The organism is Peribacillus sp. YIM B13472, from assembly GCF_042788005.1.
Taxonomy (GTDB): Bacteria; Bacillota; Bacilli; order Bacillales; family DSM-1321; genus Peribacillus; species Peribacillus simplex_E.
Genome location: NZ_JBHZPG010000007.1, coordinates 164730 through 185102 on the forward strand (window position 1 = coordinate 164730; position 20373 = coordinate 185102).

The 20373-nt window shown below is 38.0% G+C and carries 20 protein-coding genes; 16 read left to right on the forward strand and 4 right to left on the reverse strand.

Going from position 1 to position 20373, the window contains the following annotated elements; genetic code table 11:
• Positions 1-24 precede the first annotated feature (24 nt).
• The 4 genes from ACFX4I_RS08305 (at position 25) to ACFX4I_RS08320 (ending at position 5309) form a co-directional block, all read left to right on the forward strand.
• On the forward strand, positions 25-1206 hold the full coding sequence (locus tag ACFX4I_RS08305; protein WP_377419975.1) for a Glu/Leu/Phe/Val family dehydrogenase: 1182 nt from the start codon (positions 25-27) through the stop codon (positions 1204-1206).
• Between the two features lie 58 nt (positions 1207-1264).
• Positions 1265-2695, forward strand: a complete 1431-nt coding sequence (locus ACFX4I_RS08310) for an amino acid permease (protein WP_377419977.1) — start codon at positions 1265-1267, stop codon at positions 2693-2695.
• Between the two features lie 74 nt (positions 2696-2769).
• The gene (locus ACFX4I_RS08315) at positions 2770-4212 is read left to right on the forward strand and encodes an aldehyde dehydrogenase family protein (RefSeq protein ID WP_377419979.1); all 1443 of its coding nucleotides are present in this window, start codon (positions 2770-2772) and stop codon (positions 4210-4212) included.
• Between the two features lie 65 nt (positions 4213-4277).
• Positions 4278-5309 (forward strand): aromatic ring-hydroxylating oxygenase subunit alpha, encoded by a 1032-nt coding sequence (locus ACFX4I_RS08320; RefSeq protein ID WP_141993513.1) that lies wholly within the window; start codon positions 4278-4280, stop codon positions 5307-5309.
• Positions 5310-5494: 185 nt separating this feature from the next.
• On the opposite strand, the gene ACFX4I_RS08325 is transcribed toward ACFX4I_RS08320, so the two are convergent.
• A complete protein-coding gene (locus ACFX4I_RS08325; protein WP_230300626.1) occupies positions 5495-5941 on the reverse strand; it encodes a DUF5392 family protein in 447 nt (148 codons plus the stop codon).
• Positions 5942-6450: 509 nt separating this feature from the next.
• Here ACFX4I_RS08325 and ACFX4I_RS08330 point away from each other — a divergent pair.
• Together ACFX4I_RS08330 and ACFX4I_RS08335 are read left to right on the forward strand one after the other, a co-directional pair.
• A complete protein-coding gene (locus tag ACFX4I_RS08330) occupies positions 6451-6831 on the forward strand; it encodes a hypothetical protein (protein WP_377419981.1) in 381 nt (126 codons plus the stop codon).
• Complete coding sequence (locus ACFX4I_RS08335; protein ID WP_230300628.1) at positions 6821-7291, forward strand: hypothetical protein; 471 nt, start codon at positions 6821-6823, stop codon at positions 7289-7291. The genes ACFX4I_RS08330 and ACFX4I_RS08335 overlap by 11 nt, the downstream gene beginning before the upstream one ends.
• 229 nt (positions 7292-7520) lie before the next feature.
• Here the strand turns inward: ACFX4I_RS08335 and ACFX4I_RS08340 are convergent, their stop codons facing one another.
• The 3 genes from ACFX4I_RS08340 to ACFX4I_RS08350 form a co-directional block, all read right to left on the reverse strand.
• Entirely contained in the window at positions 7521-8096 is a 576-nt protein-coding gene (locus ACFX4I_RS08340) for a DUF2238 domain-containing protein (RefSeq protein ID WP_377419983.1), read from the reverse strand.
• 4 nt (positions 8097-8100) lie between these two features.
• Positions 8101-8679 carry a DUF2238 domain-containing protein gene (locus tag ACFX4I_RS08345; protein WP_377419985.1) on the reverse strand — a complete coding sequence of 193 codons (579 nt, stop codon included), beginning with the start codon at positions 8677-8679 and terminating at the stop codon, positions 8101-8103.
• Between the two features lie 270 nt (positions 8680-8949).
• On the reverse strand, positions 8950-9141 hold the full coding sequence (locus tag ACFX4I_RS08350; protein WP_377419987.1) for a GerAB/ArcD/ProY family transporter: 192 nt from the start codon (positions 9139-9141) through the stop codon (positions 8950-8952).
• 658 nt (positions 9142-9799) lie between these two features.
• Here ACFX4I_RS08350 and ACFX4I_RS08355 point away from each other — a divergent pair.
• The 10 genes from ACFX4I_RS08355 (at position 9800) to ACFX4I_RS08400 (ending at position 20362) form a co-directional block, all read left to right on the forward strand.
• Positions 9800-10153 (forward strand): GNAT family N-acetyltransferase, encoded by a 354-nt coding sequence (locus ACFX4I_RS08355; protein ID WP_230300632.1) that lies wholly within the window; start codon positions 9800-9802, stop codon positions 10151-10153.
• 738 nt (positions 10154-10891) lie between these two features.
• The gene (locus ACFX4I_RS08360; RefSeq protein WP_377420016.1) at positions 10892-12499 is read left to right on the forward strand and encodes a spore germination protein; all 1608 of its coding nucleotides are present in this window, start codon (positions 10892-10894) and stop codon (positions 12497-12499) included.
• Between the two features lie 25 nt (positions 12500-12524).
• Positions 12525-13712 carry a Ger(x)C family spore germination protein gene (locus tag ACFX4I_RS08365; RefSeq protein WP_377419989.1) on the forward strand — a complete coding sequence of 396 codons (1188 nt, stop codon included), beginning with the start codon at positions 12525-12527 and terminating at the stop codon, positions 13710-13712.
• A gap of 6 nt (positions 13713-13718) precedes the next feature.
• A complete protein-coding gene (locus tag ACFX4I_RS08370; RefSeq protein WP_053535516.1) occupies positions 13719-13952 on the forward strand; it encodes a hypothetical protein in 234 nt (77 codons plus the stop codon).
• 13 nt (positions 13953-13965) lie between these two features.
• Positions 13966-15051, forward strand: a complete 1086-nt coding sequence (locus ACFX4I_RS08375) for a GerAB/ArcD/ProY family transporter (protein WP_377419992.1) — start codon at positions 13966-13968, stop codon at positions 15049-15051.
• 257 nt (positions 15052-15308) lie between these two features.
• Complete coding sequence (locus tag ACFX4I_RS08380) at positions 15309-16295, forward strand: SIS domain-containing protein (RefSeq protein ID WP_377419994.1); 987 nt, start codon at positions 15309-15311, stop codon at positions 16293-16295.
• A 113-nt stretch (positions 16296-16408) separates the two neighbouring features.
• A complete protein-coding gene (locus ACFX4I_RS08385) occupies positions 16409-17695 on the forward strand; it encodes an ABC transporter substrate-binding protein (protein WP_377419996.1) in 1287 nt (428 codons plus the stop codon).
• Positions 17696-17736: 41 nt separating this feature from the next.
• Entirely contained in the window at positions 17737-18615 is an 879-nt protein-coding gene (locus ACFX4I_RS08390; protein ID WP_283931882.1) for a carbohydrate ABC transporter permease, read from the forward strand.
• A gap of 2 nt (positions 18616-18617) precedes the next feature.
• Positions 18618-19508: a carbohydrate ABC transporter permease gene (locus tag ACFX4I_RS08395; RefSeq protein ID WP_230300638.1), complete on the forward strand. Its 891-nt coding sequence runs from the start codon at positions 18618-18620 to the stop codon at positions 19506-19508.
• A gap of 17 nt (positions 19509-19525) precedes the next feature.
• Complete coding sequence (locus tag ACFX4I_RS08400) at positions 19526-20362, forward strand: PfkB family carbohydrate kinase (RefSeq protein ID WP_377419998.1); 837 nt, start codon at positions 19526-19528, stop codon at positions 20360-20362.
• The last annotated feature ends 11 nt before the right edge of the window (positions 20363-20373 follow it).

The window sequence follows — 20373 nt, forward strand, 5'->3', positions numbered from 1 at the left end:
AGATATTTAAGGGAGGTTTCATAGTTGTTAAAACCATATTTAGTTGTGGAATGGAATGATACGGAAACAGATGCTAAAGGCTGGCTGGTCGTCCATAACTTTGTAAAAGGCTACACAGGCGGCGGTACAAGAATGCACCCAACGGTTACAAGAGAAGAGGTCGAAAGGTTGGCCGAGGCTATGGCTTATAAGTATGTAGCCTGTGAGTCTGAGACGACTGGCGGTTGTAAAGCGGGCATTGCCTATGATTATAAAGCGCCAGATGCATATGCAGTGTTAAGAAGATTTCTGATTGCGATGATGCCTTATATAGATATTGGGGTATCTTTAGGCAGTGATTTAGGTACCAAATATGAAGATGTGCTCAAAATATTTAATGAATTTGGTATTGATATCCCACTAACGAAATCAATGAAGCAGAATCCGAATGTTCTGCAAGGGATAAAAGACTTCGATGAACTGTTGATGACAAAAATCGACGGGTTGTTTTTAAACGATGTCGTAACAGGCTATGGAGTGGCATTTTCCGCAGATGAGGCATGGAAATTTAAAAGCGGAAAAGGTGGGGCGGGAGTTGTCATTCAAGGATTCGGCTGTGTAGGAGCAAGCTGTGCATTGAAAATGTCCCAGTTAGGTTATAAAGTTGTGGGAATTTCCGATGCAGCTCTTTTGGTAACGTGTAAAGAAGGATTAGATGTCCAAAAGCTCATTGATCATAAGAACATGTACGGAGAAATGGATAAAGCCTTTTTTGAACCGCATTATGATGTAAGGCCAAACACGGAATGGCTCGACATAGAGTGCGACATTTTAATTCCGTCCGCACTGGAGGATGTCATCCACAAATCTAATGCTAAAAGCGTAAAAGCGAGCTTGATTGTGGAGGCGGCAAACATTCCCCTTTCTTCTGAAGGAGACGAAATCATAAAACAAAGAGGGATTGATGTTGTCAATGATTTCGTTGCCAACCTGGGGGCGATAAGATTTTATGATGTGGTTATTTTCGGACTAGTTAAACCAAATCCACAAGCTATCGTTGATGATATTGAAAAACTATGCAGGAAAAATACGTATCACTTGTTTACACAAGCTAAAAACCAAAATAAATATCAAAGAGAAGTAGCTTATGAAATATTTAAACCGACAATCAGCGACTTGCCGGAATATGCAGAGCCTTCCGAAGCGTTTTCGGGGAATTCCCGTTAACTTGTGTTAAACATAAAAGTGTTCAGGTAGTTTATCAATCAGAAACGGGGGGGAATTCATGCAAACAGAACATGAAAATCAGCCAAAAGAATTACAGCGTTCAATGAAGAGTAGACATTTATTCATGCTCTCCTTAGGTGGGGTAATTGGAACAGGTCTTTTCCTGGGATCAGGATATGCAATCAGTGAAGCTGGACCCTCAGGAGCGATTGTTGCCTATTTGGTCGGTGGTTTATTAATGTACTTGGCGATGATTTGTCTCGGTGAATTATCTGTAGTGATGCCTGTGTCCGGTTCCTTTCAGGTCCATGCAACGAAATTTATTGGACCCGCCACTGGTTTTGTAATTGGCTGGATTTACTGGCTGAGCTGGGCTCTTTACGTAGGCTTGGAATTTGTAGCGGCCGGTTTGCTCATGACTAGATGGTTTCCCGATATACCAGTATGGATATGGTGTGTGATATTTACGGTACTTTTATTCACTATAAATGCTTTAACAACGAGAAGTTTCGCAGAAACAGAGTATTGGTTCTCCGGGATTAAAGTACTTGCCGTTATTCTATTCATAATTATCGGTGCGGCAGCGATGTTTGGATTGATTCATATGGAGGATGCAAAACCAGCCCCGTTCTTTTCCAATTTTATAGTTGATGGACTATTCCCTTCAGGATTCACTGGTGTGTTTATATCGATGATGACAGTCGTATACGCATTCCAAGGATCGGAAATCATGGGTGTTGCAGCAGGAGAGACGGAAAACCCGCAACAAAGCATTCCGAGAGCGATTCGAAACATCGTAATACGTGTGCTGCTTTTCTATGTCCTAGCAATCTTTGTTCTATCGGCTATCGTTCCGTGGCAAGAAGTCGGGGTACTGGAAAGCCCATTTGTTACCGTGTTTGAAATGGTAGGTATTCCTTATGCAGCTGACATTATGAATTTTGTAATTTTGACGGCGGTACTCTCTGTTGGGAACACGGGTCTGTTTGCTTGTACCAGGATCCTTTTCTCCCTTTCCCAAAATGGTATGGCGCATTCTGCATTTGGAAAGCTCAATCGGCGCGGTGTACCTTTTAATGCCTTACTCGTCACCATGGTCTTTGCCTTGCTGTCGCTACTTACTAGTGTAATAGCGGAAGAAACGCTATTTGTTGTGCTACTTTCCATAAGCGGGGTTGGAGGGGTGCTTACTTGGATGGCGATTGCGTTCGCACAGTACAGATTCCGTAAACAGTATATCAGAGCAGGCGGAAAGGTTGAAGATCTGAAGTACAGAGTACCTTTCTTCCCGTTTGTCCCGATTCTCTGCATTCTTATGTGTCTAGGTATTTTCGTTTTCACCGCTTATGACCCGACACAGCGTAATTCGTTGTATTGGGGATTAGGTTTCGTCGTTGCTTGCTATATATTTTACTATTTTAGATATACGAGAAGGAAAATAGGGGTTCCGGCATTATCGAATGAACAGCCCAATGATTTCGTTCAATAGAAATTATTGTTCAAATGCCGGCAAAGTGAACCATAAAGAAAATCTACCATCGATAGAATGTGGGAGGAAATCGTATGCGTTACTTAAATTATATTAATGGAAAATGGCAAGAACCAACTACTGGGGAGTATAAGGAAAATCTTAGTCCCCATAATGGAGAAAATTTAGGGGAATTTCCATCCAGTGCGGCCACAGATTTACATGATGCAGTGGCTGCCGCAAAAAATTCATTTCCTGCTTGGAAAAAACTATCGTTTCAGCAACGGGCTTCATACTTGCAGAAAGCAGCTGATATTTTGAAAAAGAATATGCAAAAAGTAGGACGGGATTTGATAAAGGAAGAAGGAAAAACATTCTTGGAAGGGATGGGGGAAGCCAATCGAGCTGCTAGCATTCTTGAGTATTATGCTGCTGAAGCCCGGCAGCCACTTGGGGAAGTGATTCCTTCGGCTAATGCCAATACATTTTTATACACTACCCGTACCCCGCTCGGTCCGGTGGGGTTGATTACACCATGGAACTTTCCAATTGCCATCCCTGTGTGGAAATTGGCGCCTGCCCTGATTTATGGGAATACAGTCGTGATTAAACCGGCTGATCTTACACCTAAGTCGGTCTATAATGTGATAAAAGCATTTGATGAAGCGGGTCTTCCGGCTGGAGTCATTAATTGTGTATTCGGAAGGGGTTCCATCATTGGTGCTGCATTAGTGGAACATCCTGATGTGAAGGCTATATCTTTTACCGGTTCGAATCAAGTAGGTCAGCAAATTCAAAAACAAGCCATTGAACATGGGAAGAAAGTGCAAGTGGAAATGGGAGGGAAAAACCCGCTCGTCGTACTAGCTGATGCTGATCTAGAAAAAGCAGTGGAAATTGCTGTAGGCGGAGCCTTTAAGTCCACTGGGCAAAAGTGCACAGCCACTAGCAGGGTGATTGTGGAAGAAGGAATATATGAAGCATTCCGTGACCGTCTTGTCGCCCGTACGAAAGAATTAAAAGTGGGCGACCCGCTCAGCGAAGAAACATATATTGGTCCCGCTGTATCTAAATCACAACGCGATGGCGTGCTTGAAATGATTGATGCTGGGAAATCAGAAGCAACGCTACTGTGTGGAGGAGAGATTCCGACTGAAGAGGAATTGGCGAACGGTTATTATGTCCGACCGGCTATCTTTGAAAATGTTGCTCAGCATGCTCGCATTGCACGTGAAGAAATCTTTGGACCAGTTATCGCCCTGTTTAAGGCCGGAAATTATGAGGAAGCAGTTATGATGGCGAATGATACAGAGTATGGATTGAGCGCAGCAATTTGCACGAATAATTTAACGGCGGCTCAAAGGTTTATTGAAGATATCGAAGTGGGTCTTGTCCATGTCAATTCGGAAACAGCAGGAACCGAACCGCAAATGCCATTTGGCGGATGTAAAAATTCAAGTGCAGGCAGCCGTGAACAAGGGAAGAGCGCCGTTGAATTCTATACAGAAGTTAAGACAGTCTATATGGATCGGGTATAACAATAAATTGTACCAAGCGTTTTTTAAACTTTAAATTAAATCATAATACAGGAGGGATTTTCAATATGTCCACTAAAGAAAATGTACAGTTCAGCCCTACACTCCCATATTCAAGGTATGTTGATCCGAAGGTATTCGATGAAGAAAGAAAAAAAATTTTTAGAAAGAGCTGGATATTAGCGGGGCATGCAAGCCAAGTTGAAAAAGTGGGTGATTTCATGACATTGGATATCGCCGGAGAGCCTATTATCGTTTCTCACGGTACCGATGGTGAACTGCGTGCTTTCTACAATATTTGCCCTCATCGCGGAATGAAAGTAGAAAACTCCGATAAAGGAAATAAAAAAATTTTACAATGCGGATACCATGGATGGACGTTCAAATTAGATGGAAGTGTTTATAGAGCGCCTAATTTTAAAACGAATGAACTGGGCATACACAGCTGTATGAAATCCATACGCTTAGAAGTTCAGAATGCTATGATTTTTGTCAATCTAGACAAAAATGCACCTTCTATGGCAGAAGCATATCAGGAATTTTTAGAGGAAATGAAAGAGTATCCCTTCTTTGATTCACTGAAACTAGTTAGGGAAACCCGCCGTGTAGTTAAAGCTAATTGGAAAGCTGTTGTTGACAATTACCTTGAATGTGATCATTGTTCCATTGCTCATCCTGGCTTTGCAAAATCTTTTGATTTATCAAACTTTTGCACAACGACACACGACAAATTCACCTATCAATATATGACAGTAAGCAAGAATGGTGAGGGTGACCAAGCACGTTTTTATTGGGTTTGGCCAAATATGATGATTAACGTTTATCCAGGAGACGGGAATGTGAATACCATTCAAGTTATTCCTGTTGATGCTGAGACGTCGTTAGGTATTTATCGTGATTACTCCCTCGATGAAAAAACAACCATAGAAAAAGAAGAATATTTTAAATTTGTTGATCAAGTACGGCAGGAAGATTTTGAACTGGTGGAAAAATTGCAAAAAGGATTAAGTTCCGAGGCATTTACAAATGGTATCTTTTCTCCAACTGAACATGCTGCCGTTTATTTTCATGAACTTATTGATAATAACCTCCAGAACTAACTAGCTGCCAATTGGAATGCACTTAAAAAAGAAACGTTCATAGTGAATTTGTGAATTTATTAGCTCTTAAGGAACCAACCAGTATGATTCGGCAGTATACCGAATCATACTGGTTGAGTTGTTTTATTTGTGATGACCTTTTTGAACGACCTATAAAGTTATTAAATTTGCGAACTGCCTTTTATTTATTCCGGGTGTGAGGATTTGTTCTTCCATTGTTGTTCTTCAGCAAGAAACTCAAAAAAAACATTCATGGCAGTAAGCGGATGCTCATTTACTCTTTTAAAGTAGTTACTTTTTCTGGAATCTGTTAAATAGCCGCTTTTTTTGATTCTCTCCAACATATATTTTTGACTCATTTTCACTATTTCTCTTTGGTTGTGTTTGTTTTCTTTTAATAAGGCAAATCCTACAGCTCCCACCAATGCATAGATTCCAAGTGCGATTTTCGAGATGGGTAAAGATTCGTTCTTAAATAAAAGAAAAAAAAGATTAATGATGGAAAAGCCTATCATCACTGTCGATAAAAAACCGTATTTCATATTTTTCTTCAACAAGGGGGACAATTTTGATTGAAGTTGTTCGATTTCGGCTTGCATGAAGCCAGGTATATTATTTATTTTGATATTCATTGTTTCCTCCTTTTTATCTTGCATGAACCCAATAAGTATATGGCACTAAAAAAAATGTACCTATTCAATGAAACAGGAAAAGGAACCTGATAATATATATCTTATCGTTTGGAAACGTGTTTGTCATTTAATATACCCCATGGACTTTTTTATGGAAAAATAAACGAAATTGACGTATGTGGGTGATGAATGGAATGCCAATTATATGTGTTGAACTAACTCAGATAGACAGAGTTCTTGCAGTATGAAGAGGCCAAATAAAGATCATTTGCCTTAATATACACACAATGGTATAAATGATGAATGAATTATGGTAAAATGGTCCTCAAATGGAAGTCGTATTTTTCGTTTTTTCATCATTAATAGTTATGGATGGCCACCCTGCGCCTTTTTTTGTCATAAATACGTGACTATTGTGGTATTTAGTACTTTAAAATCGAGTTTTTGAATAAATCAATATATAATTAGAAAGCGAGATAATAGATTCAAAGATTAAGGAGGGACATAGAATGATGGAATGGGCTCTGATCATTTTGTTTGCTGCAGCAGTATTACTGTTCATTTTATCGTTTATTAAAAAGGATTCTGTAAAAGTGGACAGTCAATTGGAACAGGTTGCTATCACTTTTGGAGATGAAATGAATGTATTACAGGAAAAAATCAGGAACATCGAGATAGATGCTGAAATTACGGTGCAAGAAGCAGGCCTTCTAGCAATGTCTTCCGAAAGGCGGAACTTGTTGCGTGAAGTACTCGACCTACATAAGCGAGGCTATTCATTTGAAAGCATCGCACTGAAAACAAAACAGACGGAAAATGAGATAGAAGGCTTGCTTACTCCTTACATTAAAACGAAGAGTGAAAGGAGAAATGTGGCCAATGACATCTAAATCAATGCGCAGCTTTGCCGGTGGCCTCATTGTTGCGGCAGGTTTGTGCGGTGCAGTGTATTTCTTTGGTCCAAGTGAAGCGACGGGCACACCAGAGAAACTATCAGAAGATGAGATGAAAGAATCTCTGGCTTCTGAAGGGTATGTCATACATTCAGAAAAAGAATGGGAAGATCAGATTGCTGAAGCAAAGTCGATTAAAGATAAAGCGGAAGCTGAAAAAGAAAATGCAAAAGAGCCAACAGAGAAAGTAATATACCGTACAGTTCTGAAAGTGTCTAAAGGCTCGACAAGCATCGATGTGGGTAAAACCCTACAAAAGGCAAAAGTCATCAAAAATGCCAATGAGTTTTCTGATGCGGTTGAAGAGAAAGGCAAGGCCAACGGATTACGACCTGGAACGTATGTGGTAGATAGTGCGATGACGACGGAAAAAATAATTTCCATCATATTTAAATGAACATAAAAACGACCATCGATAAGATGGTCGTTTCAGTTTGTCGACAAAAGGGTGTTAGGAATGTTCTCTCCCGAACCCTTTTCGTTTTATATGGGATGAAACTTCATTAGATTGAAGATATTTGCGGCACTCCTGCCGAATAACTGGCTAGCCGTGACCCCGCTGGATGCTTACGGCGAGGAGTCATGGCAGACAGTCGCGGGTTTCTAAAATCAACTGGAACGTCTCTTCATGTTTTCTTTACCTTAATCTTTGTCCGCACTCCGGCCCACACTGCAATGATAAGTCCTCCAATAGTATCCGCGATTAAATCTACCATTGTATCTTTATTTCCCCCGCCTTGTAGTGTCATTCCGAATAATTGATCAGAACTGAATTCGTAGATCTCCCATATGACACCACCAAGTGCTGAGAAAGAGAGGGTAAACAAAAAGACAAACCAAGGGGATATCTCTTTGCCTGCTTTTCTGTATACCAATCGTTCATATAAAGCAATGCCCGTAAAAGCAAGAAGGGAACCGCTTAGTAAATGTAATAATGTGTCCCACCACCCCAGTCCATACCAACCTAAAATAGATCCTAAAAATTGTGAACCGAATAAGAAGATTAAATAGGAAATGATAATTGGCAGATTGAATTGAAGCTTGGTAAATAGGGCCAATAAAAGGGGAATTGCCCCACATACCACACCGCCTATCGAAACAAGGGATTTGAAAGTTTCATCAGTTGTATAGTAAAAGATAGATAAAGCTGCCATGAAAAGTACGTAGACCAAACTAAATGAAATAACTAGCTTACGATTCATATGATTACCTCAACAAATCATCATAATTTTTTTGTACACTAGAATAAATGGAAATAAGCAATCCGCCTGTAAGACCGAAAATTATATCGTACATGGTATCTTTATTACCGCCTCGCTGCATGGTGTGAGTAAAAGTGAGATCTCCCGCGAACTCATAGATTTCCCAAAGAACAGAGGCAGTGACTGAAAGTGAGAGAACAAATAGAAAGATGACCCACTTTGAAATATCTTTTCTCGCCGATAGAGGGATGAAAAATTTATAGAGAGCAATTCCAATAAAACCTATAAAAATGCCCTTGTAGAAATGAAGGGTAGAGTCCCACCACTTAAAATCCACATAAAAATTTGCGATTGACCCTAAAAATGTCGTACAGAAAACAAAAACATAATAACCAATAATGATCGGAATATTAAAGGGATTATGTTTAACAAATAATAATGAAATGGGCAAGGCACTTACCAATATTCCCCCAAGAGCTACCATCCATCGGGAAGAATCATCTTTAATGAGGTAAAAGATGAGTAAACCAGTCATGAATGCTATAAAAACCAGACTAAAAATAATGATTATTTTATATTTCAATATACTCACCTCATTCGTAAATATTCCTTACGATCAAATTCAATTCAGCCAGATGCAACCCGGCAAATTGAATCTTGGGGTATTTTTATGATGTTCTTTTTTAATCCTCCACTCACATCTGTGTTATCATTGTTGGCTACCATGGTGCTTTAATGATGTTTTTAAATTTAATCGTGATAAACAATTTTTATTGAATTCCCCGGAGGATAGGACCGTCGAAAAACTTACCGAAACCTTTTCGTTTATTTGATCTAAAGCGAGATCAGGATATTAATTTCCAACCCTGATGTAAAACCATACAAAAATTAATGCGATTCCTGTTCCAAGAAATGCAGCAAGCCACGCATCCTGCTTTGCAAAACTAGCTAAAGGAGAAGGAGTATGTAAAATAACCGTTCCTACCGAATACAAAAGGATTAAACTCATCAATTGATGTGATGAAATTTTGAAACTGCCAGGCATTATTATTCACCTTATTATTCGTTCCTTCCTTCTTAATACTCCTTATTTTTGGCTATTCATTTTAAAGTTATTCACACGGAAATTAATTGCCTTTCTTCAACAATCCATCCCCGTTTCATTCAATATCAATTTTCGGCTTTCCCTGAAAATTCCAAAGTGGATTAGCGAGACAAAACAATACGTATGAAGAATATATTACTTGTCACGCTTTTTCTTGAACTTTCCAAATAATAGAGGATATTGCACAGTTAGAGTAAAGGCTCTTTTAGTGTTTGATCACCATTTCTTTATTCCCTTTACGTAGCTTCGCCTATACAATCACCGAATTCTTGTCCAAGAGAAAGTATTAATTTCTTAGTGCCGAACCTTAATGTTCAGTGAGTATTTTATTTTAACTGACACCAAATTTTTCACTGATGCGCTCCTTCGCGATTTTCGAACTGGTATGATTCTTGCATATTATTTTTGTGTATGTCTCTTATGTGTATATTTAATATTTATAGAGAAAGGAAAAGAATGGGAATCTGTTAAACACACAATTATTGAAAAACATTTATTTAACATTCAATTTGCCCTTGGTTATATGTCAGAAAATTAATCCGGATTCATAAAGGGAAGGCGAAGCAATTAAACTTTAAAAGGTTAGGAGAATATTCGTATGAAAATACCAGTGGAAAATATAGTAGAGTTAACTGTAGAACATCAATTCTTACAGGCTTATCCTATTTTGAGTCAGTTACGAACTGATTTGACTTTAGAGGAATATCTAGAATTATTAAATGATATGCGTAATGAGGGTAAACAGTTATTTGCTTTATATCATGATACAAGCATCGTAGCTTTAGCAGGTATTAGCTGGCGTGAAGATTCATATAATGAACGCTATGTTTTTGTACAAGATTTGGTTACTGATGTAAATCATCGTCCTAGTGGACTTGGTTATAGTCTGCTCAGTTATATACATAATTGGGCAAAAGAACATGGAGCTGAATATATTACATTGGAATCTTGAATTCGGAGCCTTGACACCATAAATTGTTCATTTCAAGTAAAATTTTTTTTAGGATGGGCTAGCACCTATTGGGTGTAGCCTTTTTTCGTACATATGCACCAGCAACAAAATTTTAAACGACTTCTAGAGGGCAGGGAAATTGGGAACAAAACATTTATGAAGTAAGGTTGAAAGACCAGGTATTTATAAACTTGGAAACAAACAAACATTGAACAAATTTAAAGGAAGAATTCTATGCACCTATTCAAAGGCAAGTTGCCCTGTCCCAAAAAAAATTAGTTGAAAGCTTATAGAAACTCTGTGGAGGTCTGCAGAGTTCTTCTTCATGTTTTTATGCCCCAAAACCATCCAACTTTCTGCCACTTAGTTCAACAAATAAATAGAAGTTTTGGCTCTCGAAAATGATAATAGAACAAAATAATTATGCGAATATTGGCGATTTATGCATTTACTCATAGAATTCCACTAATTCCGAGGGACCTTCAGCAACCTTTAATTAATGATCGATCTTCACGAATAAGCGTTTTTTGTTGAACAAAAAAAGTACTACAAAGATTTAGCTCTTTGTTATTTTAATTTATTTTACTTAAATGGATATAATTGCAGCCAAGGTGAAAACATAATTTTAACAGGCTGTTGGTTATGAGGGGGGAAGCATTGAAATCTCGAGTTCCTATCCCATTGAGGAAGTTAATTGAAGATAAACAATCAGTGGAAAATAAAAAACATCAAGAAGACCTGAATCAAAGCAAAAATCCAAACTCCAGCAAAACTAAAAATCAAAACCAAAATCCAGTTCAAGCCGAAAATCGAAGTAAAGACTCAAAGAATGATGAAACAAAACTTATATCCTCTGATCTTCAATATAATTTGGACCATATTAAGAAAACGTTAGGAAATAGTTCAGACATAGTTATAAGGGATTTTCAAGCAGGTAAAAATGGGGAAATTAAGTTAGGCATCGTTTACACAGATGGATTAACGGATTCGGTATCCGTCCAAGATTTCATCCTCGACACTTTGATGATTGAAATTCGGAACTCGGATTTGGACGTAGAGGTCTTTAATCCCTCTGACTGTTTTGAAATGATAAAATCACATACTCTTCCTGTAGGGGGAATAGGGGAAATAACTGATTTCCAAAAACTTTTTAACCATGTTTTATCGGGAGACACGATGTTATTGATGGACGGCTCCCCAAAAGGAATAGCACTCGGCTCAAGAGAATGGGTCGATCGCGGAGTTCAGGAACCTTCTTCACAAACGGTAGTAAGAGGCCCGAAGGATGGGTTCACTGAAACGCTGCGAACAAATACTGCTTTAATAAGACGGAGAATCAAAGATCCTAACCTTTGGCTTGAAACAAAACAGATTGGTGAAAAAACGCAAACTGACGTTGCGATTATGTATCTAAAAGGTGTTGCAAATGATAAAACGGTTTCAGAATTGAAAAGCCGATTAAATCGAATCAAAATAGATGCGATTCTTGAGAGTGGTTACATCGAAGAATTTATACAGGATGAAGTATATACTCCATTTCCAACCGTATATAATACGGAACGTCCTGATGCTGTAGCCGCTGCCCTGTTAGAAGGAAGGATTGCGATATTTGTTGACGGAACGCCGTTTGTCCTTATCGTTCCAGCACTGATGGTGCATTTTTTTCAGTCAAGTGAAGATTATTATCAACGGGCAGACATTGCCACATTAATTCGAATATTACGGTATTTATCTTTTTTCCTTGCTTTGCTTACACCGTCACTTTATGTAGCTGTCTCAACCTTTCATCAAGAAATGCTTCCAACTCCTTTACTCATAAGTCTAGCCTCACAACGAGAGGGTGTTCCTTTTCCAGCTTTTGTAGAGGCGATGATTATGGAGGTAGTGTTTGAAATCTTGCGTGAGGCAGGTGTGAGGATGCCTAGGGCTATCGGTTCATCCATTTCCATCGTAGGTGCATTAGTTATTGGGCAGGCTGCTGTCGAAGCAGGGTTCGTTTCAGCAACAATGGTTATCATCGTGTCCTTAACAGCCATCTGCAGCTTTGTGTTCCCAGCCAATAGCATGGCCATGGCTTTTAGGATACTTCGGTTCTTGTTTATGATCCTTGCCGCTACATTTGGATTATACGGGATCATTTTGGGGCTGATCGTGATGGTCCTGCATTTAAATAGCTTACGATCATTTGGTTTGCCTTATCTAGCTCCAAATGCACCATTCATTTTACAAGATCAAAAAGACAACATCATTCGTATGCCACATTGGTCATTATTAAAGCGGCCCCGATTGATCAGTAAAAATGATACAGATAGAGGAGAAGTAAGTTCTCCGAAACCACCTAGATAAAATGATGAGATTATGAGGGTTTACGATGAAAAAAATGCTAAAGGTATTCTTAATGTTACCTATAATTTGTTTATCCGGCTGTTGGAGTAGCACTGAGTTGAACGAACTTTCCATCGTTACTGCCATGGGAATTGATAAAACGGAAGAGGGGTATCTTGTAACCGTCCAAGTTCTAAATTCGAGTGAGCTGGCAGGTGATGCCCGGTCTGGCCGCACGGAGGTTGTAACCTTCAGGAAAAGCGGTGCCACCATTTTTGAAGCAATTAGAAGCCTATCAACTGATGTACCAAGGAGGTTATATGTCGCACATCTTCGTGAAATTGTCTTTGGTGAGGAAATGGCCAGAGCAGGAATTGCAAAACCTCTGGATGTCCTTTCCCGGCAAAAGGAGTTGCGTTCGGATTTCTATATGACTGTTGCGAAGGGGGCAACTGCTTATGAAACGCTTAATGTGCAAACAGCCCTTGAAAAAATACCGGCAAATAAAATTTTTAACTCTTTGGAAAATTCAGAGAAAAGATGGGCGCCGACAAGGACGGTCACTTTGGATGAGCTGGTCAGCAGTATCGTCAGCGAAGGCAGACAGGCGATGCTGACGGGGATTCTCGTTTATGGTGATCCCGAATCAGGTAGCAAGGTTACGAATGCACAAAATATCTCCCCGAAATCCGGCTTGCGTTTGGATTATCTTGGAGTATTCAAGAAGGATAAACTTGTCGGCTGGTTAAACAGGAACGATAGTAAAGGTGTTAGTTACATTACAGATCATGTTAAGTCCACCGCGGTAAATATCCCATGTGAAGGTGAGCAAATTACGGTCAACACGACTAGTACAAAAACGAAAATCAAGGGGAAAATGGAAAAAGGAAATCCAAAAATTGATATAAATGTCACGTCAGAAGGGAGTATAGGTGAAGTAGAATGCACAATCGATTTAACTAAACCGGAAAAAATCGAAGAATTGAATAAAAGATACGCAAAAGACATTAAGGATAAAATAGAAGGATCGATAAAAACGCTTCAAGAGAAGTATCAAAGTGACATCTTCGGTTTTGGTGACGAAATTCATAGAACCGATCCCAAAGCATGGAAGCGTTTAAAAGGAAATTGGAATCAGGAATTCGCAAATTTGGACGTGAATGTAACCGTTAAAGCAAAGATTCGCAATTTAGGCACCATTTCAGAATCCTTTCAAAAAGAAATCGAGGAGTAAAAATCAATGTGGGCAATTATTGGAACAGTGTGTACTGGTGCTATTATTTCATTTTTCGAAATACCACCCCTTATTAAAAAGAAATGCTGGAAGGAAATTGTCATTTTCATTTTATTGCTTTTAGTTGGCATGACGTTGAGTATTTTAATTATCAAGGATATTACCATTCCCACTCCTATAGACTGGATAACGAAAATATATAGTCCACTCGCTCATTTCATGGATCGTATTTTATCCTAGGGAGGTATCGAATATGCTCGAAAAAGGAAAAATCAGCTCTGGTGAATTTCTTATAATGGTCATCATATTCACCATAGGAGGAGCGATACTTACTTTACCTTCCGTACTTGTCTCTTTAGCAAAACAGGATGGCTGGATTGCCTATATCTTAGCTACTGTCATCGGTTTATGTTTCGTTTTCTTATTTACCCGGCTCGCCTCACTTTACCCAACCATGACTTATATAGAAGTTAATGAAAAAATATTTGGGAAATGGATCGGTAAGATCTCTGCACTCCTATTCCTATTTTATTTATATTACCTTTCTTCAGCGTTACTTAGTGAAATTGGGAATTTTTTTTCAACACAGGTTCTGGTTGAGACACCTATGGAAATGATTATGATCTTGTTTATATTAACAAGCTTATTCGGTGCACGGCTAGGATTGGAAGTTATCTGCCGGACTGCATTAATCTTTTTTCCTTGGCTTGTTCTGCTGCTTTTCATATTATTCGTATTTCTTATCCCGGATATCAAATTCGAAAATTTGCAACCTATATTTGAAGAAGGCATGAAACCGATACTGAGGGGATCATATTACTCTTTAGCTCTGCCTTATGTTCAGCTTGTTTTCTTTTTAATGATCACTCCATATGTAAACGAAAAGGCTAAAATGAAGAAAAACTTTTATTTAGGGACTTTATTAGGTGGCGGCGTTCTATTGTTAGTGATTATTTACTGTATCCTCGTATTGGATGTTTCTAATACAGCAAGATTAACCTATCCTTCTTATAAACTGGGGATGAGGATAAGAATTGGTAATTTTTTTGAAAGGGTCGAGGTCATTGTCGCATTCATTTGGGTTTTTACAGAGTATTTTAAGTTGACTATATGCTTTTATGGACTCGCCTTAGGACTAGCTCAATTGCTAGGATTAAAAAATTACAAAATTCTTCTATTCCCATTAGCTTTTCTAATTCTCACTTTTACCATCTTTTCGCATCCCAATATTGTACATTATCAAAACTTTATAGCTACAGCTTGGACACCTTTATCCTTAACGATTTGTTTTATTCTTCCATTGTTATTATTTATGGTTGGGAAAATTAGAAAAAAGTAAGAATACCCGTTGCATCATTAGGAAGTTACATCTTAATGAGGGTAAATGCTAGAGGATAACCGATATCGTTAGCTATTAGTAAAGCAATCAAGCCTACAGATAACGTGGCAAACAATTAAATGAATGTTAAAGGGGTAAGTGGGAAAAAATAAATAAAATATTCTGACAAATACATTGACGAAAGAAAGTTGATGATTTAATATAACAATATATAACATTACATAATGTTGTATATCAAATATTAAAGGAGTGGGAAAATGAGTAAATCGGTTATGAATGTAAAAAGTAATGTAAAAACAGTATTGGATCAATTAAAGGGTAGAAAAATTAACAATATTTATTTGGTAGCATGCGGGGGATCTTCTGCCATTATGTATTCAGCTAAGTATATACTGGATCGTGAAGCTAAAAATATAACCTCCGATCTGTATAGTTCAAATGAGTTTATACATCGCAATCCACAACAACTAGGGAAGGAATCTTTAGTCATTTTATGCTCGATGTCCGGAACAACTCCTGAAACAGCTGAAGCGGCTAAGTTTGCAAAAAGTAAAGGTGCGTTTACAGTGGCATTAACGAACGAACCAGCATCACCATTAGCCCAAAATTCGGACCTTTTCATTAAATATGAATGGGGTAACGGTGTAAACGCCTTTGATACAAACCTTAGTGTTTTATATCAACTAGTTTTTGGTGTACTTCATATAGCGGAAAACAATGAGAAGTTTGGAAAACTAGTATCAAGTTTAGAGAATTTACAGCCGGTGTATGAAAAAGCTCTACAGCAAGAAGCCTCTAATGCAAGAGTGTTCGCACAATCTCATGCAAAAGAACCTGTTATCTATACAATGGCAAGTGGTTCCAACTATGGGACAGCCTATTCTTTTAGTATTTGTATCTTAATGGAAATGCAATGGATACACTCACATGCCATTCATGCTGGTGAGTACTTCCATGGACCATTCGAAATTATTGACGAAAACGTACCGTTTATCATTCTATTGGGATTGGATGAAACAAGACCATTAGAAGAAAGAGCATTATCTTTTTCTCAGCGTTATGGCAAAAAGCTAACTGTGTTAGATGCAAAACAGTATGATCTTGATGGTATCGATGAAGAAGTAAAAGGATATATTGCACCGCTTATCTTAAATCGTGTATTACGTCAATATGCAGATGAATTAGCGGAAGCGCGTAATCATCCTTTAAGCAAAAGGCGTTATATGTGGAAAGTAGAATACTAATAGAAGAAAACTTAATATTCTGTATATTTTATTTACGAATTATACTATAATGTTTTATAACATTATAGTATAATTTCCTGATAATAAAAGCATTTATAAAAAGGAGGGTATTCATGAGAATAACAAAACTTATTTTCGCATCATTATTAAGTTTATCTTTAATGCTTGGGGGATGTTCTGGTGAAAAAACATCTTCAGAATCAGATGTTGGAAAAACTACATTAACATTTTTCCATAGGTGGCCAAAGGAACCGGAAAAAACTTACTTTAATGAAGTTGTAAAGGAATTTGAAAAACAAAACCCCGATATCCATATTAAAACCGAAGCAGTGCTAAACGATTCGTATAAAGATAAAATTAAAGTAATGACTGGTACAAATAATCCACCTGATGTTTATTTCTCATGGAGTGATGAATTTGCCAGTCAGTTTGTGCGAGGCAATAAAGCTTTGGATTTAACTTCTTATTATAAAAACGATCCGACATGGTCTTCTCAACTCGTTCCATCCCAAGTCAAACCATATACATTTAATAATAAGGTTTATGGTGTCCCCGTAACAATGGATGGGAAAATGTTTTTCTATAACAAGAATGTCTTCGAAGAATTGAACATACACCCACCTAAAACCTGGAATGAATTAATCGATGTATTAAAAGTGTTAAAAAAGAATAACTACACAGCTCTTCAATTCGGTAGTCAAGATACTTGGACAATTTCCCATTATGTGGGCACATTGAATCAACGCCTGGTTAGACCGGAAGTGCTGAAAATGGACTATAATCGAAAAACCGGAAAATTCAAGGATGACGACTACATAAAAGCGCTTGAAAAATTCCAAGAGTTGTTACCTTATTTTAATGAGAATACGAATTCAATAGATCATGAATATGCTAGGCAGCAATTTTCAAATGGTAAAGCACCTATGATTTATGCAGAAACCGCAGAGATCAAGCTATTTGGACCCACTAAGTTTGAACTTGGAATGTTTAACTTTCCTGAAGTAGAAGGCGGAAAAGGTAATCAAACAAATCTAACGGGTTCGCCTGAGGGCTTTATGATTTCTTCCAAGACAAAGCATCCGAAAGAAGCAATGGAGTTTTTAAAGTTTTTAACGACTAAACAGATGGGAGAAAAACTAGTCACTGATGTGGGCAAGTATAGTGCAGTTAAAGGTACAGTGAATGAAAAAAATTCTACCCCAGAACAGCTGGAAGCGGTTCAAAGCATATTAAACGCAAAGGAAATGGCCCCATGGTTTGACATGAGCATTGATGCGCGTATTGCAGATGCCTATTTAACAGGTACACAAATGATGCTAAATGGAGATAAAACACCTAAACAAATTATGCGTGATGTTAAAAAAGCCGCTGATACTGTTAGAATTGAAGCGGGGAAATAAGGGAAATCATTTTTCCGTTTTATTAAGGGAGTGATATTTTAATGATAAAACTCGATAAATTTGTACCTTATCTATATCTTCTTCCAGCCTTAGTTTTTTTACTGCTCGTTTATATCCCTATTTTCCAGAATGTTGGCGATAGTCTGTATAATTGGAGTACTTTTTCACCAAATAAAGCATTTGTAGGGTTGGACAACTACATTACTTTGTTTAAAGATCCCGTATTTTATGAAGCTTTAAAAAATAATATTCTTTATGCAGTCATTTCAATTGTTTTCCAGGTCTTTGGAGGGTTAATTGTTGCAGCTGTATTAGAAGATAAATTGATCCGTAAATTTTCACCTATCTTTCGAACAGTCTATTTCCTACCAGTCGTCGTTTCAATGACAGTCATAGCATTGCTGTTTTCATTTTTTTACAACCCGGAAGTGGGATTGTTAAATCAGTTTCTTAATATGATTGGATTAAATAATTTAGCACAACCATGGTTGGGTGATAGTGAAACGGCAATCTATGCAGTCATTGCTGTCTCACAGTGGCAATCGATTGGCTATATAGCTATGTTATATATCGTATCCATTCAAAAAATATCTCCTGAACTATATGAAGCGGCTGAAATGGATGGAGCGAGTAAAGTAAAAACGTTTTTTCACATTACGGTTCCGGCAACCAAGGAAATGACATTTGTAGCCGTAATATTAACATTGACAGGTGCTTTTACAGTGTTTAATGAGCCATATATCTTAACCGGAGGGGGACCTGGAACTTCTTCGGAAGTCCTAAGCACCTATTTATATAAAACGGCTTTTTCAAAAGATATGATGGGATATGCTTCTGCCATTGCTACGGTTATCTTAATTATTACGTTACTTATTTCTCTTGTTCAAATGAAAATATTTAAAACAGGGAAGGAGGACTAATAATGGAGATGCCTAAATCAACTATCAGAGTACCGGAATTAGTTGTCGAAAATCTAAAATATGCCAGGAAAAGAAAAGCCTATAATATGAGACTAGCGCTTGTCTATATAGGTTTGATCACCTACTTTCTTGTTGTTGCATATCCCTTATTATGGATGGTCATCAGCTCTTTCAAAAGCACAGAGGAAATTTTCAACGATAGTTGGTCCCTTCCTCATACATGGTTGTTTGAAAATTACGTAACAGCTTGGAATGGTGGGATTTCCTCCTATTTTTTAAATAGTGTCATGGTTACTGGCTTGACTTGCATTCTAACGGTATTAGTAAGTGCGTTAGGTGCCTACGGATTATCTCGCTTTGATTTTCGTGGAAAGGCTTTCATTTTGGTCATATGCTTAGGCGGTTTGATGCTATCCCCCCAAGTAAGCTTGATCCCTTTGTATAATATCATTCAGAAGCTAGGAATATATAACACCCATTGGGCGTTAATTTTACCTTATGTAGCATACAGAATTCCGCTAACCATCTTATTGATTCGGGCCTACTTCCTGTCCATTCCGAGAGAACTGGAAGAGGCTGCCCGGTTAGATGGATGTACAAACCTTGGCATCCTTTTTAGAATTTTCATTCCTATGAGTAAGCCTATTTTATTAACAACGACAATTTTAACAGCTTACTATACATGGAATGAATTCATGTTCGCCATCATCTTTATAGACGATGATAGTTTACGTACAATACCAGCCGGTTTAATGCAATTCCGAGATGCACTGCAAACCGATTGGGGAGTGTTACTTTCTGGATTGACGATTTCTGCGGCACCTATCGTCATTTTATTTTTATTCATGCAGAAGTATTTTATCCGTGGAATTGCTAGTGGAAGTGTAAAATGATAACAGGGGGAACAGGCATGAAATTAATTGGAATCGGTGATAACGTAGTAGATTTTTATAAAGACCAAGGAAAGATATATCCTGGCGGCAATTCATTAAACGTGGCAGTATTGTACAATCGTTTAAGTGATGAGCAATCTTCATATATTGGCATTGTAGGAAATGACGGGGCAGCAGACCATGTGTTAGCGGTATTGCAAAAGGAAAAGATAGAGATTAGTAGAGTAAGACAAGCAGTAGGAGAGAATGGTATGGCAGTCGTCGCGTTGGATAAGGACGGTGACCGAATCTTTATTGGTTCCAATAAAGGGGGAATTCAATCCAGATTGGGGATTGTACTGAATGACAAGGATTTGGATTATATTCGGCAACACGACCTTCTTCATACAAGTGTATATAGCCGTATAGAGCATAGTCTTCCGATATTAAGCCAATTCATTGACATTTCTTTTGATTTTTCGACAAATCAAGAGGATCACTATTTACAAAAAGTTTGTCCGTATGTGACTTATGCATTTTTTTCCGGAAGCAATTCGAACGAGGCAGAGTGCAATGCACTGATTCAAAAGGTGCATTCGTTCGGCACAAAAGTGATATGTGTTACTCGTGGGGAAAAGGGAGCAATTTTATCAATTGAAAATCAATTATATGAACAAGCTATTATCCAAACCAAAGTTGTAGATACGTTGGGGGCGGGAGATTCCTTTATTGCTGGTTTTCTCTCATCGTATGTCCAGGGACGAGATGTATATAAAGCCTTACAAAAAGGAGCTTTAGCTGCCTCCCAAACCTGTCAGGATTATGGTGCATTTGGATATGGTAAGGAATATAATCCTGACCATATGATGGTTTAATATGATTTATT

What these genes read in the sequence shown, in the direction of transcription:
- ACFX4I_RS08310 (WP_377419977.1), top strand. Translation starts at nt 1,265, where the DNA reads ATGCAAACAGAACATGAAAATCAGCCAAAAGAATTACAGCGTTCAATG.
- ACFX4I_RS08315 (WP_377419979.1), top strand. Translation starts at nt 2,770, where the DNA reads ATGCGTTACTTAAATTATATTAATGGAAAATGGCAAGAACCAACTACT.
- ACFX4I_RS08320 (WP_141993513.1), top strand. Translation starts at nt 4,278, where the DNA reads ATGTCCACTAAAGAAAATGTACAGTTCAGCCCTACACTCCCATATTCA.
- ACFX4I_RS08325 (WP_230300626.1), bottom strand. Translation starts at nt 5,941, where the DNA reads ATGAATATCAAAATAAATAATATACCTGGCTTCATGCAAGCCGAAATC.
- ACFX4I_RS08330 (WP_377419981.1), top strand. Translation starts at nt 6,451, where the DNA reads ATGATGGAATGGGCTCTGATCATTTTGTTTGCTGCAGCAGTATTACTG.
- ACFX4I_RS08335 (WP_230300628.1), top strand. Translation starts at nt 6,821, where the DNA reads ATGACATCTAAATCAATGCGCAGCTTTGCCGGTGGCCTCATTGTTGCG.
- ACFX4I_RS08340 (WP_377419983.1), bottom strand. Translation starts at nt 8,096, where the DNA reads ATGAATCGTAAGCTAGTTATTTCATTTAGTTTGGTCTACGTACTTTTC.
- ACFX4I_RS08350 (WP_377419987.1), bottom strand. Translation starts at nt 9,141, where the DNA reads ATGCCTGGCAGTTTCAAAATTTCATCACATCAATTGATGAGTTTAATC.
- ACFX4I_RS08355 (WP_230300632.1), top strand. Translation starts at nt 9,800, where the DNA reads ATGAAAATACCAGTGGAAAATATAGTAGAGTTAACTGTAGAACATCAA.
- ACFX4I_RS08365 (WP_377419989.1), top strand. Translation starts at nt 12,525, where the DNA reads ATGAAAAAAATGCTAAAGGTATTCTTAATGTTACCTATAATTTGTTTA.
- ACFX4I_RS08370 (WP_053535516.1), top strand. Translation starts at nt 13,719, where the DNA reads ATGTGGGCAATTATTGGAACAGTGTGTACTGGTGCTATTATTTCATTT.
- ACFX4I_RS08375 (WP_377419992.1), top strand. Translation starts at nt 13,966, where the DNA reads ATGCTCGAAAAAGGAAAAATCAGCTCTGGTGAATTTCTTATAATGGTC.
- ACFX4I_RS08380 (WP_377419994.1), top strand. Translation starts at nt 15,309, where the DNA reads ATGAGTAAATCGGTTATGAATGTAAAAAGTAATGTAAAAACAGTATTG.
- ACFX4I_RS08385 (WP_377419996.1), top strand. Translation starts at nt 16,409, where the DNA reads ATGAGAATAACAAAACTTATTTTCGCATCATTATTAAGTTTATCTTTA.
- ACFX4I_RS08390 (WP_283931882.1), top strand. Translation starts at nt 17,737, where the DNA reads ATGATAAAACTCGATAAATTTGTACCTTATCTATATCTTCTTCCAGCC.
- ACFX4I_RS08395 (WP_230300638.1), top strand. Translation starts at nt 18,618, where the DNA reads ATGGAGATGCCTAAATCAACTATCAGAGTACCGGAATTAGTTGTCGAA.
- ACFX4I_RS08400 (WP_377419998.1), top strand. Translation starts at nt 19,526, where the DNA reads ATGAAATTAATTGGAATCGGTGATAACGTAGTAGATTTTTATAAAGAC.